The sequence below is a fragment of the Amycolatopsis sp. NPDC003731 genome, from assembly GCF_053586895.1.
This window is the reverse complement of the sequence record NZ_JBSFNC010000187.1, coordinates 1-15458: the sequence shown is the minus strand read 5'-3', so window position 1 is coordinate 15458 and position 15458 is coordinate 1. Positions and strand designations below refer to the sequence as shown.

General features: G+C 69.3%; 20 protein-coding genes and 1 pseudogene. 13 read left to right on the top strand and 8 right to left on the bottom strand.

Annotated features, from left to right (window positions below; translation table 11 throughout):
- On the bottom strand, nt 1–968 hold a 968-nt coding region (locus ACWDN5_RS41940), incomplete at its 3' end, for a quinone oxidoreductase family protein (protein ID WP_449680186.1).
- Nucleotides 969–1048: 80 nt separating this feature from the next.
- On the opposite strand from ACWDN5_RS41940, the gene ACWDN5_RS41935 reads away from it, so the two are divergent.
- Both ACWDN5_RS41935 and ACWDN5_RS41930 read left to right on the top strand, forming a co-directional pair.
- Nucleotides 1049–1600, top strand: a complete 552-nt coding sequence (locus tag ACWDN5_RS41935; protein WP_449680185.1) for a TetR/AcrR family transcriptional regulator — start codon at nt 1049–1051, stop codon at nt 1598–1600.
- A 41-nt stretch (nt 1601–1641) separates the two neighbouring features.
- Nucleotides 1642–2112, top strand: a complete 471-nt coding sequence (locus ACWDN5_RS41930; RefSeq protein ID WP_449680184.1) for an FxsA family protein — start codon at nt 1642–1644, stop codon at nt 2110–2112.
- On the opposite strand, the gene ACWDN5_RS41925 is transcribed toward ACWDN5_RS41930, so the two are convergent.
- The 3 genes from ACWDN5_RS41925 to ACWDN5_RS41915 form a co-directional block, all read right to left on the bottom strand.
- Nucleotides 2109–3050: a YDG/SRA domain-containing protein gene (locus ACWDN5_RS41925; protein WP_449680183.1), complete on the bottom strand. Its 942-nt coding sequence runs from the start codon at nt 3048–3050 to the stop codon at nt 2109–2111. The genes ACWDN5_RS41930 and ACWDN5_RS41925 overlap by 4 nt on opposite strands.
- A gap of 53 nt (nt 3051–3103) precedes the next feature.
- Nucleotides 3104–3655 (bottom strand): SCP2 sterol-binding domain-containing protein, encoded by a 552-nt coding sequence (locus tag ACWDN5_RS41920; RefSeq protein ID WP_449680187.1) that lies wholly within the window; start codon nt 3653–3655, stop codon nt 3104–3106.
- A 61-nt stretch (nt 3656–3716) separates the two neighbouring features.
- On the bottom strand, nt 3717–4379 hold the full coding sequence (locus ACWDN5_RS41915) for an SCP2 sterol-binding domain-containing protein (RefSeq protein WP_310969636.1): 663 nt from the start codon (nt 4377–4379) through the stop codon (nt 3717–3719).
- 127 nt (nt 4380–4506) lie between these two features.
- Here ACWDN5_RS41915 and ACWDN5_RS41910 point away from each other — a divergent pair, with 127 nt between their 5' ends.
- Complete coding sequence (locus ACWDN5_RS41910) at nt 4507–5163, top strand: TetR/AcrR family transcriptional regulator (protein WP_043787198.1); 657 nt, start codon at nt 4507–4509, stop codon at nt 5161–5163.
- On the opposite strand, the gene ACWDN5_RS41905 is transcribed toward ACWDN5_RS41910, so the two are convergent.
- Nucleotides 5155–5997 carry a MaoC family dehydratase gene (locus ACWDN5_RS41905; protein ID WP_449680182.1) on the bottom strand — a complete coding sequence of 281 codons (843 nt, stop codon included), beginning with the start codon at nt 5995–5997 and terminating at the stop codon, nt 5155–5157. The genes ACWDN5_RS41910 and ACWDN5_RS41905 overlap by 9 nt on opposite strands.
- Nucleotide 5998: 1 nt before the next feature.
- Complete coding sequence (locus ACWDN5_RS41900) at nt 5999–7333, bottom strand: 3-oxoacyl-ACP reductase (protein ID WP_449680181.1); 1335 nt, start codon at nt 7331–7333, stop codon at nt 5999–6001.
- A 92-nt stretch (nt 7334–7425) separates the two neighbouring features.
- Between ACWDN5_RS41900 and ACWDN5_RS41895 the strand changes: the two genes are divergently transcribed.
- Entirely contained in the window at nt 7426–8715 is a 1290-nt protein-coding gene (locus tag ACWDN5_RS41895; RefSeq protein ID WP_449680180.1) for an acetyl-CoA C-acetyltransferase, read from the top strand.
- Nucleotides 8716–8759: 44 nt separating this feature from the next.
- Here ACWDN5_RS41895 and ACWDN5_RS41890 read toward each other — a convergent pair whose 3' ends face one another.
- Entirely contained in the window at nt 8760–9299 is a 540-nt protein-coding gene (locus ACWDN5_RS41890; protein WP_310969640.1) for a DoxX family membrane protein, read from the bottom strand.
- Nucleotides 9300–9478: 179 nt separating this feature from the next.
- Here ACWDN5_RS41890 and ACWDN5_RS41885 point away from each other — a divergent pair, with 179 nt between their 5' ends.
- The 4 genes from ACWDN5_RS41885 (at nt 9479) to ACWDN5_RS41870 (ending at nt 13470) form a co-directional block, all read left to right on the top strand.
- Nucleotides 9479–10207, top strand: a complete 729-nt coding sequence (locus ACWDN5_RS41885; protein WP_449680179.1) for a MerR family transcriptional regulator — start codon at nt 9479–9481, stop codon at nt 10205–10207.
- Between the two features lie 508 nt (nt 10208–10715).
- Nucleotides 10716–11906 carry an ATP-binding protein gene (locus ACWDN5_RS41880; RefSeq protein WP_003058004.1) on the top strand — a complete coding sequence of 397 codons (1191 nt, stop codon included), beginning with the start codon at nt 10716–10718 and terminating at the stop codon, nt 11904–11906.
- Between the two features lie 260 nt (nt 11907–12166).
- Nucleotides 12167–12316, top strand: coding sequence for a hypothetical protein (locus ACWDN5_RS41875; protein WP_167344411.1), 150 nt, complete (start codon nt 12167–12169; stop codon nt 12314–12316).
- A gap of 224 nt (nt 12317–12540) precedes the next feature.
- Nucleotides 12541–13470 (top strand): bifunctional helix-turn-helix transcriptional regulator/GNAT family N-acetyltransferase, encoded by a 930-nt coding sequence (locus tag ACWDN5_RS41870; RefSeq protein ID WP_449680178.1) that lies wholly within the window; start codon nt 12541–12543, stop codon nt 13468–13470.
- Here the strand turns inward: ACWDN5_RS41870 and ACWDN5_RS41865 are convergent.
- The gene (locus ACWDN5_RS41865; RefSeq protein WP_449680177.1) at nt 13467–14042 is read right to left on the bottom strand and encodes a peroxidase-related enzyme; all 576 of its coding nucleotides are present in this window, start codon (nt 14040–14042) and stop codon (nt 13467–13469) included. The two genes, ACWDN5_RS41870 and ACWDN5_RS41865, sit on opposite strands and share 4 nt — an antisense overlap.
- A 79-nt stretch (nt 14043–14121) precedes the next feature.
- Between ACWDN5_RS41865 and ACWDN5_RS41860 the strand changes: the two genes are divergently transcribed.
- From ACWDN5_RS41860 to ACWDN5_RS41840, 5 genes and pseudogenes are all read left to right on the top strand, one after another.
- Entirely contained in the window at nt 14122–14313 is a 192-nt protein-coding gene (locus ACWDN5_RS41860; protein ID WP_449680176.1) for a hypothetical protein, read from the top strand.
- A gap of 49 nt (nt 14314–14362) precedes the next feature.
- Nucleotides 14363–14455 carry a DUF6596 domain-containing protein gene (locus ACWDN5_RS41855; protein ID WP_449680175.1) on the top strand — a complete coding sequence of 31 codons (93 nt, stop codon included), beginning with the start codon at nt 14363–14365 and terminating at the stop codon, nt 14453–14455.
- Nucleotides 14452–14592, top strand: a complete 141-nt coding sequence (locus ACWDN5_RS41850; protein WP_449680174.1) for a hypothetical protein — start codon at nt 14452–14454, stop codon at nt 14590–14592. Before ACWDN5_RS41855 ends, ACWDN5_RS41850 begins: the two co-directional genes overlap by 4 nt.
- 12 nt (nt 14593–14604) lie before the next feature.
- On the top strand, nt 14605–15012 hold the full coding sequence (locus ACWDN5_RS41845; RefSeq protein WP_449680173.1) for a hypothetical protein: 408 nt from the start codon (nt 14605–14607) through the stop codon (nt 15010–15012).
- A 19-nt stretch (nt 15013–15031) separates the two neighbouring features.
- Nucleotides 15032–15458, top strand: a pseudogene (locus tag ACWDN5_RS41840) (hypothetical protein); the annotation flags it as partial.

The window sequence follows — 15458 nt, the reverse complement described above, 5'->3', positions numbered from 1 at the left end:
CCGCGAGCTGCACGAACACTTCGCCGGAAGCGGACGGCGGCCCGCGGCCGGCTGATCAGATGCCGGATGGCTTCCGCGCGTCGATGTCCTCGGGCCCCTTCGCGGCTCTCGACGCGCGCGTGCGCGGCGGCGACGTCGGCGAGGGGGTAGGTGCGGTCGATGACCGGGGTCAGCGTGCCGTCTGTGACCAGGCCGAGTGCCTCGGCGCGGACGGCCGCGACCCGCTTGCCGTAGGCGTCCGGGCCGCCGAAGCCGATCAGGGTGAGGCCGCGGGCGATGAGGCCGGCGACGGGGAAGGTCGGGAATTCGCCGCTGAGCAGGCCGTAGGCGAGGATCCGGCCGTGCGGCGCGAGTTTCGCGAGGAGCTCCACCGCGCGCGGGCCGCCGATCGACTCGAAGACGACGTCGATGCCGTCGGGGACCTGCTGCCGCCAGTCCGGGTCGTTGTGGTCGATGTCGGCCTTCCCCTTGCCGGCGGTCGTGACGACCCGGGCGCCTCTTTCTGCGGCCAGCCGCGCCAGGTAACCGCCGATCGCCCCGGAGGCGGCCTCGACCAGCACGGTCTCGCCCGCTTGGAGGTCCGCGGTCTTGATCAAAGCGAGCGCCACGGAGGCCGGCACAGCGGCGGCGACGGCCTGCTCGGGCGTGAGCTCGTCAGGCACGAGCGTGTATTGGCTCGCGGCGACGACCTCGGCGTACGCACCCCCGGTGAAGGACACGGTGACGACCCGGCGTCCACGCAGCGTTTCGTCATCGGCCTCGACGACGATTCCGGCGGCCTCGTGCCCGAAGATGGCCGGCTCGTCGCCGGCCGGGAGCAGCCCGGACCGCAGCTGGGTCTCGTAGAACGGCACCCCGATCGCCTCGGTCTTCATGAGGACTTCGCCGGGTTTCCTCGTTGGAACGGGCCGCTCGTCGACCTTGAGCACTTCCGGGCCACCCGTGCCGTACTGCACCACCGCGCGCATCTGCGCCCCCTAACTGGACCGTCGGTCAACTTATGGTGGCCTACTATATGGACCGACGGTCAACTTGTCGAGGAGTCGTTATGGAGCGCGCGGACGCGGCCCGGAACCGCCGGGCGATCCTGCGCGCGACGGAGGAGCTGCTGTCCTCCCACGAGTTGTCCGAGGTGTCGATGGACCGCGTCGCAGCGGCGGCCGGCGTCGGCAAGGGCACGGTGTTCCACCGCTTCGGCAACCGCGAAGGCCTGATGCGCGCACTGGTGGAATCGCGAATCGAGTCGCTGTCTCTCGCCGTGGCTTCGGGCCCGCCGCCCCTGGGCCCGGGCGCACCCCCTGCTTCGCGCTTGGCGGCGTTCTTCGACGCCGTGGTCGACCTGGCCACCCGCAACGTCAAGGTGATGGCGGCGTTCGAGCAGGCATCGACGGACCGGCTGAACAGCCCGATCTACCTGGCGTGGCACGCCCACGTGTCGGGGTTGATCGCGTCGGCGTCGCCGTCCCTCGATGCGGACCTGATCGCGCACCTGCTGCTGGGTTCGCTGCACAGCGACTTGATGCTGCGGTTTTTGAAGACGGGCGAGACGGACCGGCTGGCCACAGGCCTGCGATCGATGGTGACGACGTTGCTGCGCTAGCCGCCCGGGAGCAAAACGGACAGGTCGTTCGTTGTAGAGGTATGGCTGTCGCGTTCCTGCTGTATGTGTTCGCCGAGATCGCCGCGATCTGGGCGGTGGGTTCGGCCGTCGGCGTGCTCGGCACGCTGGGCCTCCTCCTGGCGGGCGCGTTCCTGGGCTCGTGGCTGGCCCGCCGCGAGGGCGGTAAGGCGATGAGGGCCTTCGTCGAGTCGGCTCGCCTGGGGCGCCCATCGGAGAAGGAACTCACCGACGGCATGCTGGTCGGCCTCGGCGGGGTGCTGATCCTGGTGCCAGGGTTCGTTTCGGACGTCTTGGGGCTGCTGCTGATCCTGCCGCCGTCACGGGCGGTGGCGCGCCGGCTGTGGTTGAAGCGAATGGAGAAGCGCGCGGTCCGGTTCGCGAACCAGCGGCGTGGGCCGGTGATGGTGGTCGATAGTGAGGTTGTGTCGCCGGACGAGCCGCGGCGGCGGGAGCAGCCTACGGTGATCGAAGGGCGGATCGTGGAGAACTAGTTCACCTGGTCGGCATACCTTCGGCGATGATATTCGAGATACTCATCCCGGATCGGATGTCCCGGCTTTGTGCGCAGCTTTCCGATCAGCTGACCGTTCCGGAAGACCGAGTAGTCTTTCTCCACGATCAGCGCACCGTAGTCGAACAAGACATGGCAATTGGGGCACAGGCACAGCATGTTGTCTGCCTCGTCCGGACCGTCGTGCCCACCGCCGAGCGCCCGGATGTGAGCTCCCTCCGCGTACCCCCGACCACTCACCTCGAGCCGATTGCCACACATCTGGCAGGTGTGGTCGTGCAGTGCCTTCACCTCGTTGGCCAACTCGACCGAACGAACAACGCGTGAGCCTTCGAACGCACGCTTACCGGGGTTCTTGTTCCCAGCAAGCAACTCACTGTGCCATTCCTCTGACTCCAGGAGAACGTGCGGAGGAGTCACGATGACGTCGATCGGTGCAGCCTTGGACAGCCTGAACCGACAGAGCCGGAAGTCCTCCACCTGCTCGTAGTAGCAGTCGTCAACGAAGTACAAGCCGTCGTAGCGGTAGCCACTCGGCGGTGGGTTGTGTATGTGAGCGTTGCGCTCCTTGGTCTTTCCGCGGCCACGGATCACTCGGACCGGCGTCAACTTGATCATGCTCGTTTTGAGCGCAGCATTACCGCGGGCGAGAAAGGTCTGGTTCTCCACCTGTTTCTTGGCGGCGTTCTGACCACCGTGTCCGGTGTAAACGATGGTGTCGCCGTTGTCGATGTCGGCGTAACCGCCGGACAAGACGATCGACTCGGCTCCGCGAGCAGCCGTTCCGGTGATGCCAGCCCGTCCTTCTCGATGGACACCGGCGGCTGCCAACGCCTTGCGGTCCGCGAAGACATCTCCCACGGTCACTCCGGGGATCTCCCCCAACGGCCAATTCTCGGCTTCACCAGGGCTGCTCATGGGACCACCCTAAGGTGGGACACCGACAGTTTGGTGTCACCGAGCTGCGACAGCTAGTCCACGGATGGCTTGGGGATGTCGAAGTAGCTGGAGAACCGCACCGCCGGGGCGTACTCGCCCTTCACCTTCACCCGGCCCGTCACGAACATCGCCGCCACTGCCGCGTTGCCCGTGGCCATGCGGATGAAGTCGTCCACCGACAGCGTGATCGTCGTGTCCGGGGTCCGGGACAGGTCCGTTGATGACACGCACACGCCGTCCTCGATTACGGTTTGGAAGCGGTCGTAGCCGTCCTCTCCGGTGCCGTCCGAAAAGCGCCACGAAACGACGATGTCGACGTGGCGTGCACGCGAAGGCGAGAAATGCTCCGACATTCGACGAAAAATCTCGTCCAAAAATACCGCGCGCAGCTCTGGATGAGATGCGATGGCCTTCAACTGCTCGCGGGATGCCTTGCGGACCACGTCGACCAGGACGTCCGTCGACAGGGAACTCAGCTCGATGCCGGCACCCGCGGAGCCCAGCATGTGCAACGTTTCCAGGACCTGGACGAACTGAGACGGCGTCAGGCGGCCGATGACCAGCTTCTCCGCGAACGCGTTCACCGCGTGGCCGCCGCGAAGGGTGCGGGGGCGGCGCCATCTCGCGTTTCGGGGCACGGGCGGACTATACGGGCTTCGGTAAGTCGAAGAAACCGATCAACCCCGCCGCGAAGGCCAGGTCGCCTTTTACCTTGATTCTTCCCGTGACGAACAACACCGCCGGGGTCGCTTGGTGCGTGATGAGACGGAAGAAGTCGGCCGGGGCGATGGTGATCGTGACTCGCGGAGTGGCGTGCATCGACCTGCTCACCGTGCACGACCCGTGGGCGATCGTCGTCTCGTAGCGGTCGAAGCCTCCCTCTCCCGCTCCGCCCGACAGGCGCCAGTGGACCACCGCCTGCACGTCGCGGGCTCGGTCCGGCCTGATGTGGGCGCCCATGCGGGCGAAGATCTCGTCCAGCACCCGCTCGCGCAGGGACCTGTCCGCGACGACGCTCTCCAGCTGCGCGCGCGACGCCGAGGCCACCAGGGACGCGAAGCGGGCCGGCTCGACCTTGCTCAGGTCGAACGCCGGCGCGCGGGACGCCAGCGTGAGCAGGACCTTCAGGAACCGGCGGAAGTCGTCCTTGCGGAGCTCGGCCGGGTCGAGGGCTTCGACGAGCGTGTTGACGTCGAGGGCGTGGGCCTCCGGGCCCAGCGGGTCGAGGCGCTCCAGGGCGTCGAGCAGTGCCGTGCCGCGGAGGTCCGCGATCCGATCGGCGCTGGTCATCCCGGCGTTTTCGGCCATGGTCACCCCTCTCCCAGTTACTCGAGGGTAATACTACTTGCCAGTAGGTAGGCGGGCAAGCGTGCCGAAATCACCCTGACGGGTCCACTGCCGGTACCGTCTCCGGGCAGCAACGAGGAGGTCCAGCGTGTCAGAGGAAGATCAGCGTCCGCCCGAGCGGGCCCGGCGGCTGCCGCGTGCCGTGCGCGAGCGGCAGATCCTGGACGCCGCCGTCCAGGTCTTCTCGCGCCACGGCTACCACGCCGCGTCGATGGACGAGATCTCCGACGTCGCCGGTGTCTCGAAGCCGATGATCTACACCTACCTCGGCTCGAAGGAAGACCTCTTCGGCGCGTGCATCCGCCGCGAGGCGACGCGCCTGCTCGAGGCCATCCAGGCCGGCGTGCAGCCCGACCTGCCGCCGGACATGCAGCTCTGGCACGGCCTGCGGTCCTTCTACCGCTTCGTCGCCGAGTACCGCGAGTCCTGGACGGTCCTGCACCGCCAGGCCCTCACCGTCGGCGGGGCCTTCGCCGCGGAGATCACCGACATGCGGGCGCGCGCGATCCAGCTCGTCGCCGCGCTCGTCGTGTCCGCCGGCACCCGCAAGGGCGTCGGCGAGCAGGCCGAGTTCTCCGGGGAAGGCCTGGCCGCCTCTCTGGTCGGGGGAGCCGAGTCCCTGGCCGACTGGGCCCTCGACCACCCCGACATCTCCGACGGCGTCCTCGCCTCCTGGCTGATGAACCTCGTCTGGCTCGGCTTCAACGACCTCATCGAAGGCGCGGTCTGGAAGCCGTCAGAGTGAGCTGATCGTCCCTTCCAGGTGCGGCTTCGACTTGCTCCACAGCTCGAACGCCCAGCCGTCGTCCACCGGCCAGGACGTGAAGGCCGCCTTGGCCGGCAACAGCACCGGCTGCTTGAAGCGGACGTCCACGGTGAACGCCTCCGGCAACCGGCCTTCGAACGCGGCCAGCGCGTGGGCCTTCGTCCACATGCCGTGGGCGATCGCCGCCGGGAAGCCGAACAGGCGCGCCGTCAGCGGGTGCAGGTGGATCGGGTTGCGGTCGCCCGAGACCTCCGCGTAGCGCCGGCCGATGTCGCCCGGGATGCGCCAGATCGCGTCCGGGGTCGGCGGCGCCAGCTGCTCACGCCGCGAAGAAGCACCCGAGGAGCCTCCGCGACGCAGGTACGTGCTGACGTCCGTCCACACCGTCTCGTCGCCGGCCTGGGCTTCGCTGATGACGTCGAACTGACGCCCCTTTTCGTGCGGACGCAGGTTCTCCGCCCGCACGCGCACGGTCAGCGGCTCGCCCACCCGCAGCGCGCGGTGCTGGGTGATCCGGTTCGCCACGTGCACCATGCCGAGCAGCGGGAACGGGAACCCCGGCTCGGTCATCAGCGCCATCTGCAGCGGGAACGCCAGCATGTGCGGGTACGTCGCCGGCAGCTCGTCGCTCAGCCGGAAGCCGCACACTGTGTTGTACGCGGCCAGGTGGGCCGGGTCGACGACGACGCCGGTGCGCACCAGCTCCGTGTCCGGCAGCTCGCCCCCCGACGGCTTGCGCAGGACGCCACCGAGCAGGGCCTTCGGATACAGCGTGGCCAGGCTCGGCGTGCTGTCGAGTTCTCGGATCGCCACGTCACGCCCCCAGCAGGGCCTGGCCGCAGACGCGGACCACGTTGCCGTTCACCGCGGCCGACGCCGGGTTCGCGTACCAGGCGATCGTCTCGGCGACGTCGACCGGCAACCCGCCCTGGCCGAGGCTGGACAACCGCCGCCCGGCCTCGCGGATGAACAGCGGCACCGCGGCCGTCATCTTGGTCTCGATGAACCCGGGCGCGACGGCGTTGATCGTGCCGCCGTACGCCGCGAGCTGCGGCGCGCCGACGTTCACCATGCCGATCACGCCCGCCTTCGACGTCGCGTAGTTCGTCTGGCCGACGTTGCCGGCGATGCCCGCGATCGACGAGACGCCGATGATGCGGCCGTTCTCGTTCAGGACGCGATCGGCGAGGAGCTTGTCGTTCACCGCGAGCTGTGAGGCGAGGTTCACCGCGATCACCGAGTCCCACGCGCTTTCGCTCATGTTGCCCAGCGTCTTGTCGCGCGTGATGCCCGCGTTGTGCACGACGATGTCGACGCCGCCGTGACGCTCCTTCAGGTACTCCGCGAGCTTCGCGGGTGCGCTCGGCGAAGTGATGTCGAGCTGCAACGACGACCCGCCGACCTTGTTCGCCACCTTCGACAGGTCCCCGCCCTGGGCGGGGATGTCGAGCGCGACGACGTGCGCGCCGTCGCGGGCCAGCACCTCGGCGATCGCCGCGCCGATGCCGCGGGACGCGCCGGTGACCAGGGCGACCTTGCCGTCCAGGGGCTTTTCCCAGTTCGACGGCGCGGTCGCCGTCTTGCCCTCGGTGCCGATCCGGATGACCTGCGCGTCGACGAACGCCGACTTCGCCGAGAGCAGGAAGCGCAGCGTCGAGTCCGTGGCCTCTTCGGCGCCCTCGGCGACGTACACGAGCTGGGCGGTCGCGCCGCGCTTCAGCTCCTTGCCCACCGAACGGATGAATCCTTCGAGCGCGCGCTGGGCGATCCGCTCGCGGCCCTCGACCTGCTCGGGCGGCGTGCCCAGCACGACGACCCGGCCGGACGGGCCGACGCTGCGGATCACCGGGTGGAAGAAGTCGTAGACCTCGCGCAGGCGGGCGGGGTCGGTGACGCCGGTGGCGTCGAAGACGAGCGCGGCGTGCCGGTCGGCGGCCGACGCGATCACCTCGATGCCGGCGTCGGCCAGCTGGTCGCGAAGGGTTTTCTCGAGCCGTCCGCCGGGCGCGGCGCCGAGAAGTGCGGGACCCTCGAGAGCGGGTTGCCCGGGCTTGTAGCGGCGCAGCGTCGCGGGGTTCGGCAGGCCGAGCTTCGGCACCACGAACTTCCCCAACGGGGTTTTCGTGAACTGCTGGTACCTGTCAGCCATCGGTTGCCTCCCGTGCAGTCTGCGTCACGTCGCAGTCTAACCTACTCCCGAGTAGGTTAAAGTGTGAGGGACACGACCAGAGAGGTGAAGTCATGCCGCCGAAGAAGACACCCGCCGTGCGCAAGGTCGCCATCATCGGGGGCAACCGGATCCCCTTCGCGCGGTCCAACGGGCCATACGCGAAGGCGTCGAACCAGGACATGTTCACCGCCGCCCTCGACGGCCTGGTCAGCCGGTTCTCGCTGCAGGGCGAGGTGATCGGTGAGGTCGCCGCCGGCGCCGTGCTCAAGCACTCGAAGGACTTCAACCTGGCCCGCGAGAGCGTGCTGGGCAGCAAGCTTTCGCCCGCGACGCCCGCGTCCGACGTCCAGATGGCGTGCGGCACCGGCCTGCAGGCGATCGTGAACGTCGCCAACAAGATCGCGCTCGGCCAGATCGACTCGGCCATCGCCGGCGGCGTCGACACGACCAGCGACGCGCCGCTCGCCGTCAACGAGGACCTGCGCCAGATCCTCATCCAGCTCAACGCGGCCAAGACGCTCGGCGACCGCCTCAAGCTCGTCGCGAAGATCCGGCCCGGGCACATCGTCCCGGCGATCCCGCGCAACGAGGAGCCGCGCACCGGCCTGTCGATGGGCGAGCACGCCGCGCTGACGGCGAAGGTCTGGGAAATCACCCGCGAGGCGCAGGACGAACTGGCCGCGAGCAGCCACCAGAAGCTCGCCGCCGCCTACGACCGCGGGTTCTTCGACGACCTCGTGACGCCGTTCCTCAAGCTCGCGCGCGACCAGAACCTGCGGCCGGACTCGACGGCGGAGAAGCTGGCCAAGCTCAAGCCGGCTTTCGGCGGCCCCGACGGCACGATGACGGCGGGCAACTCGACGCCGCTGACCGATGGCGCGTCGACGGTCCTGCTGGCCACGGACGAGTGGGCGAAGGCGCACAAGCTGCCGGTGCTGGCCTACCTGACGTTCTCGCAGACCGCGGCCGTCGACTACGTCCACGGTGACGAGGGCCTGCTGATGGCGCCCGCCTACGCCGTGCCGCGGATGCTCGCGCGCGCCGGGCTTTCGCTGCAGGACTTCGACTACTACGAGATCCACGAGGCGTTCGCGTCGCAGGTGCTGGCCACGCTCAAGGCGTGGGAGGACCCGGCGTTCGCCAAGGAAAAGCTGGAGCTGGACGAGCCGCTCGGCGCGATCGACCGGGCGAAGCTGAACGTCAACGGCTCGTCGCTGGCGGCCGGGCACCCGTTCGCCGCGACCGGCGGCCGGATCGTCGCGACCCTGGCGAAGCTGCTGCACGAGAAGGGATCCGGTCGCGGCCTGATCTCCATCTGCGCGGCCGGCGGCCAGGGCGTCACCGCGATCCTGGAGAAGTAGCCCTATGCGTAAGTGCCACCCGAGGGTGGCACTTACGCATAGGCTCAGTTGGGGAGCGCCTTCTGCGCCCGCTTCGCGAGCTTGTTCGCGCGCTTCTCGGCCTTGCGGCTCAGCTTCCCGGCCGCGGCGCCGACGTCCTTCGCCGCGTGCTTCGCGCGCCAGGCCGCCGACGGCTTCCCGTGCGTGTCGGCGACCGCGAGCAGCAGGCCGCCGGCCAGGCTGGCGTTCTTGAAGAACTGGATCTGCTGCTGCTGGCGCTCGCCCGGGTCCTTGATGGCCCAGAAGCTGTGCGTCGACAGCGTGGTCGGCACCAGACTGCCGAGCAGCAGCCCCGCCGCCAGGCGCGGCGCCTTGCCGGCCGCCAGCGCGAGACCGGCGCCGACCTTCACCGCGGCGTCGATCCGGACGAGCGTCACCGGGTCCCGCGGGATCTGCTCCGGGAGCTTGTCGCCGAACTTCTCGAGCGTGCTGTTGAGGAACGGTTCCGCCGCCTTGGCGTGGCCCTCGGCCTGCCTCAGCGCATTGATCCCGCCCGTCACGAAGATCGTGGCGAGCAGGGGACGGGCCACTCGACGGAGTATCACGGTCGTTTGCCTTCCTCATCCGGGGCCGCTGCCTGGTCGAACTTACTCCGTGGGTGCCCGCTCGGCCCGTGCTCGAATCCTCATCGGGCTTTCTGACTCTTTATAGCTGTGTTGCTAGAAAGACTTATAGAGACTTAGCGGTTGACCTTGACGCATCGTCAACTTCTAACGTCGACGGCATGGAGTGGTCGATCCAGGACATCGCCCGCTCGGCCGGGACCACGAGCCGGACGCTGCGCCACTACGACGCGGTCGGCCTGCTCGAACCCAGCCGAGTCGGCAGCAACGGCTACCGCTACTACGACGAGCAGGCGCTCGTCCGGCTGCAGCGGATCCTGCTGCTGCGCGAGCTCGGCCTCGGCCTGCCGGCGATCGCCGAAGTGCTCGACGGGCAACAGGACAGCGCCGCGGCGCTGGAGACCCACCTGGAGCTGCTCGAAGGCGAGCAGCGGCGGATCGGACGGCAGATCGAGTCGGTCCGCACGACCCTCCGGAAACTGAAGGGAGGTGAACGACTGATGGCGGAAGAAGTGTTCGACGGCTTCGACCACACCCCCTACGAGGAGGAGGTCACCCGCCGCTGGGGCGCTGACGCGTACCGGCGCGGCGACCGGTGGTGGAGCTCGTTGCCGGCCGCGGAGAAGGAGGCCCACCAGCAGGAGCAGCGCGACATCGTGGCCGCGTTCGAAGCGGCTTCCGGCCTCGCCCCGGATTCGGAAGAGGTCCAGGCGATCACGCGGCGGCTGCACGAGTGGCTCCGGCCGGCGGTTTCGTCGGTGTCCGCGGGGTACTTCGCGGGCCTCGGGCAGTTGTACGTGGACGACCCGCGGTACGGGCTCGACGGCCCGACGGCCGAGTTCGTCCGGGATGCGATGAAGATCTACGCGGAACGGAACCTGAGTGACTAGTGGTGCGTCGTAAGGGCGCACTGGGGGTAGGGACGAGCAGGGCTGCAGACCTGTTCGTCTCTATGTACGCACTTCGAGCTTTCGGGTCCCGGCCGGGATGCCGGGATCCTCACGCATGCAGTTGCGCAACCGGGCCAGCGTGACCCCGTACTCCACGAGTACCGAGTCGTAGTGCCGGGCCTTTCGCGGTGCATCTGCGCCGGCGAGGTCGCGTAGTTCCCGGAGCTGCCTGAACGCCAGCTTCGCGACCGTGACCACCTCCACCGGTGCCAATAGCTCCCCTCCGAAACGTCGCGGATTCCTTCACTGGCGGCGTGCAATGCAGCGAGGTAGTCGCCGCAGACCGTGCGGCGAAGCTCGATGCGCTTGGCATCCTGTTCTCGGCGCCACTGCCGCCGCTCGGTCCACCAGGGGATCGCTCGGCCATCCGGTCGAACCTGCGCGACACGCGCTAGGCGTCTATGGCGGAATATCGGGCTCACGCTAGAAACGCCGATAGCTTGGCAGAGTGGACCCCATCCGCAACCCCTTCGCGCCGGGCGCCGGGCAGCGGCCGCCCGAATTGGCCGGGCGGGAGCGTGAGCTCAAAGCCTTCGAAGTGGTTCTCGAACGCGTTGCGCGAGGGCGGCCCGAACGCAGTCTCGTGCTCACCGGCCTTCGTGGCGTCGGGAAGACCGTCCTCCTCGGGGAGCTGCGGGCGATGGCCGTGCGGCACAAGTGGGGGGCCGGGAAGATCGAGGCGCGGCCGGACGCCGAGCTGCGGCGGCCGCTCTCGGCCGCGCTGCACCGGGCCATCCGGGACCTCGCCGTGCGGCATCGGGCGCCGGACCGGGTCGAAGAGGTGCTCGGGGTCCTGAAGGCTTTTGCGCTGCGGGCCAACAAGCCCGACGCCAAGCTGCGCGACCGGTGGCAGCCGGGCATCGACGTGCCCGCCGCGCAGGGGCGGGCCGACTCCGGGGACATCGAGATCGACCTCGTCGAGCTGTTCACCGATGTCGCCGAGCTCGCCGCGGACGTCGGCACCGGCGTTGCCCTGCTCATCGACGAGATCCAGGACCTGCAGCCGGACGACGTCTCGGCGTTGTGCGCGGCCTGCCACGAGCTCTCGCAGTCCGGGGCGCCGCTCGTCGTCGTCGGGGCCGGGCTGCCGCACGTGCCCGCCGTCCTTTCGGCGTCGAAGTCCTACTCCGAGCGGCTCTTCCGGTACGCGCGCATCGACCGGCTCAGCCGCGAGGACGCCGACTTCGCCGTGATGGCGCCGATCGAACGCGAAGACGCGGGTATCGAGCCGGAGGCCCTCGACGCCCTCTTCGACGCGTCCGGCGGCTACCCCTACTTCATCCAGGCCTACGGCAAGGCGGCCTGGGACGCGGCGCCGTCCGACCCGATCACCGTCAAGGACGTCCAGGTCGCGGCGCCCGAGGCGGAGTCCGAGCTGGCGGTCGGCTTCTTCGGGTCGCGCTACGAGCGGGCGACGCCGGCCGAGCGGGAGTACCTGCAGGCGATGGCCTCGCTGACCCAGGGCCGTGACGAGCCCGCCGGCACCGCCGACGTCGCCGTGTTCCTGGGGCGGAAGCCGTCGTCGCTCTCGCCGGCGCGCGACAGCCTGATGAAGAAGGGCCTCGTGTACTCCGCCGAGCGGGGGCAGATCGCCTTCACCGTGCCGCACTTCGGCCACTACCTGCTCGGCCGCGACTGACCTGCGCTTTTCCCGCTGTCTCGCGGTCTATGAGCGTCACTATGGCTTTCTTGTGTTTTTACTAGATACGACTAGAAGCCTGCAGTGGGTTGCTTCGCCGTGACCGGCGCCACCCGCGATCTCTCCGGCTCATACCCAAGTTTGCCGATGATTCATCGGCGAGTGCGCCAAGTCACCGGATATTCATTGGCATCCTTGTGAAAAAAGGCGCATACTAGACCTACAAGCCACCAAGACCCTCGAAGGGGATGCAGAAACCGATGAACAACATCGCCGCCAAGCTCCGTGCCCGTCGCGCCGAGGCTCGCACTCGCCGGGCGCTGAACCGGGCGATCGACACCGCCGCCACCGCGACGGTCCGTCAGGAACTCATCGCGATCGCGCAGGCTCGCTCGGGCTACATGCGCTGATCTCTTCACCCCGTGGCGGTCGCCCATTCGAGTGACCTAGGCCACATCGTGCTCATGGTGTAACGCCGCTCGGAGGGGCGTCGATATCCAGTACGACCCCGTGATGCTGGCGGACCCCCGACCTGGCAGCATCGCGGGGTTTCCCATTTCCCCGGAAACCCTCTTGCCTCCGGCGCTTTCCGCAGTAATCTTTGACTTCGTCAACGAACTTGTTGAGGTGGTCAATGAACGAGGCTCAGCTGGCCGACCGGGTGGCCGCGGTCCGCGCCTTCAACCGGCTCTACACGTCGGTCATCGGCGTGCTCGACGAAGGACCGGCGGACGCCGAGTACTCGCTGCCGGAAGCCCGCGTGCTCTTCGAACTCGCCCACCAGGACCCGCTTCCGGTCACGGACCTGCGGAAACGCCTCGACCTCGACGCCGGCTACGCCAGCAGGCTGCTCGCGCGCCTCGAGTCCCGCGGGCTGGTCGTGCGCGAACGGTCCGAGGAGGACGCCCGCCGCCAGCTCGTGCGGCCGACCGCCGCCGGCCGGGACGCCTTCGCGGTGCTGAACCGCCGGTCGACCGACCAGATCGGCGGGCTGCTGCGCCGCTTCGCCGACGAGGACCAGCAGCGCCTGCTGACCGCGATGCGCACGATCGGCGACCTCGTCGGCGACCGCCGCCGCGACCCGGCCCTCGTCCTCCGCCCGCCACGACCGGGCGACCTCGGATGGGTGGTGGAGCGGCACGGTGCGCTGTACGCCCGCGAGTACGGCTTCGGTGCCCCGTTCGAAGCGCTCGTCGCCCGGCTCGCCGCGGACTTCCTCGACAACACCGGCAACCCGCGGCAGGCGTTCTGGATCGCCGAGCTCGACGGCGAGCGGGTGGGCAGCATCGGCTGCGGCCGGGGCCCGGACGCGGACACGGCGAAGATCCGGCTGCTGCTGATCGAGCCGTCGGCGCGCGGCCACGGCGTCGGCAAGCGGCTGGTGACCGAGTGCGTGGCGTTCGCCAGGGCGCACCGCTACCGCGCGATGGAGCTGTCGACGGTGTCCATCCTCGACGCCGCGCGGTCGATCTACCGCGCGGTGGGGTTCCAGCTGGTCGCCGAGACGGAGTTCGACGACTGGGGCCCGAAGCTGACCGACGAAACCTGGCGCCTGGAGTTCTAGCGCGGGACGCGGCCGAGCAGGAAGAACTCCGGGTTCGGCCGCAGCGCGGTCAGGTGGGCGAGGCGGTTCGACATCGCGAACAGCGCCGTGATCGCGCCGATGTCCCAGATCTCGTCTTCGGTCAGGCCGGCGTTGCGGGCGGCTTCGAGGTCGCCTTCGCCGAACAGGGCGGAGTCCTGGGCGAGGGCGAGTGCCAGGTCGACGATCGCGCGGCCGCGCTCGTCCAGCTCCACCTGCCACGGGTTGCTCGACACCCGGTCGGCCAGCTCCGGGTCCTTGGCGCGGATGCGCAGGATCGCACCGTGGGCGACGACGCAGTACGTGCAGTGGTTGGCGCCGGACGTCGCGACGACGACCAGCTCGCGTTCGGCCTTGCTGAGTCCGTCGCTGCGTTCCATCAGGGCGTCGTGGTAGTCGAGGAACGCGCGCAGCTCGGCGGGGCGGTGGCCGAGGGCGCGGAAGATGTTCGGCACGAAGCCGGACTTCTCCGCGATCACGCCGACGCGCTCGCGGAGGTCGTCGGGCAGGTCTTCGAGTTCCGTCACCGGGAACCGGCTCACCGCGTCGCTCATACCCCGCACGCTAGTCGTGTCGATTCCGTGGCGCGTTGTTCGTCTGGGGAGCATTGTCGTCCCGGACGAAGGAGCGGACATGCCGACATTCGCCGCGTTCATGGTCTTCCCGCCGGAACCGCCGGAGCCGGATCCCCGGCTGGTCGAGAGCGGGATAGCGGGCACCTGGTGGTCGGCCAACCCGCGCGGCTGGCTGTTCCGGGTCGCGCGCAACCGGCGCTCGACGTCGTCCGCCGCGAACGGACACTGCGGGCGAAGCTGCCCCTGCTGACCGAAGACGCGCCCGAGGCGGACGACGGCGAGCCGGCGTTGATGTTCCTGTGCTGCTCTACCTGTTGTTCAGCGAGGGTTACCAGGCGACGACCGGTGAACTGGTCGTCCGCCGGGAGTTGTGCGCCGAAGCGATCGGTTGACCCGGCTGCTGGCCGCCGACGCGCGGACGGCGCGGCCGCGCGTCAGTGCGCTGCTCGCGTTGCAGCTGCTGCAGGCGAGCGGGCTCGCGGCGCGCAACGAACTGCTGCCGATCGGCGAAGAGGACCGGACCCGCTAGGACACGGCACTCGTGCGAGAAGGCGCACAGGTCTTCGAGCGGTCGTGCACCGGGCCGGAGCTGTCGGCGTTGCACGTCGAAGCCGCCATCGCGTTGTGCCACACCGCGGCGATGCCAGACCACCGGCGGATCCTGGCGCTGTACGACTACTTGCTGGCCCTCCGGCCGACGGCGGTCGTGCGGCTCAACCGGGCGATCGCGCTCGCCCAGGTCGACGGGCCGCTGGCCGGGATCCCCGAGCTGGCGCCGCTGGGCGCCGAACTGCCCGGGCACCTGCCGCTGCCCGCCGCGCTCGGAGCGTTGTACCTGCGGGGCGGCGACGCCACCGAGGCCGCGCGCCACTACCGGCGCGCGCTGGCCTTGCCGGCTTCGCGGCCACAACGGGCGTTCCTGGAACAGCGGCTGGCCGCGTGCGGGTGACCCCTGGTTGGCTGGTCGCGTGACGGACTACGTCGACGGGTACTGCGAACGACTCGCGCCCGGGCTCTGGGGTGAACCGCTCAACAGTCTCAGCAACCTCGCTTTCCTGGTGGCCGCGGTGCTGGTGTGGCGGCTGGCGGCGGGGAACCGGACCGGCCGGGTGCTCGCCGGGTTGATCGGGCTCATCTTCGTGGCCAGCAGCGTCTTCCACGTGCTGGCGACGCGCTGGGCGGGCGCCGCGGACTCGGGCGCCATCCTCGTTTTCGTGCTGGTGTACGCCGTGGTGTTCGTGCGGGAGCACTGGAGCAGGCGGTGGGCGTGGGTGGCCGCGCCGGCGTTCCTCGTGCTGACCGCGGCCACCGCGTTGCCCCGCTGGCCGAGGAATCGCACGTCACGAAGGCCGCGCAGGACTTCAGCGACAAGATGTCGGCCGAGGACTTCTTCTC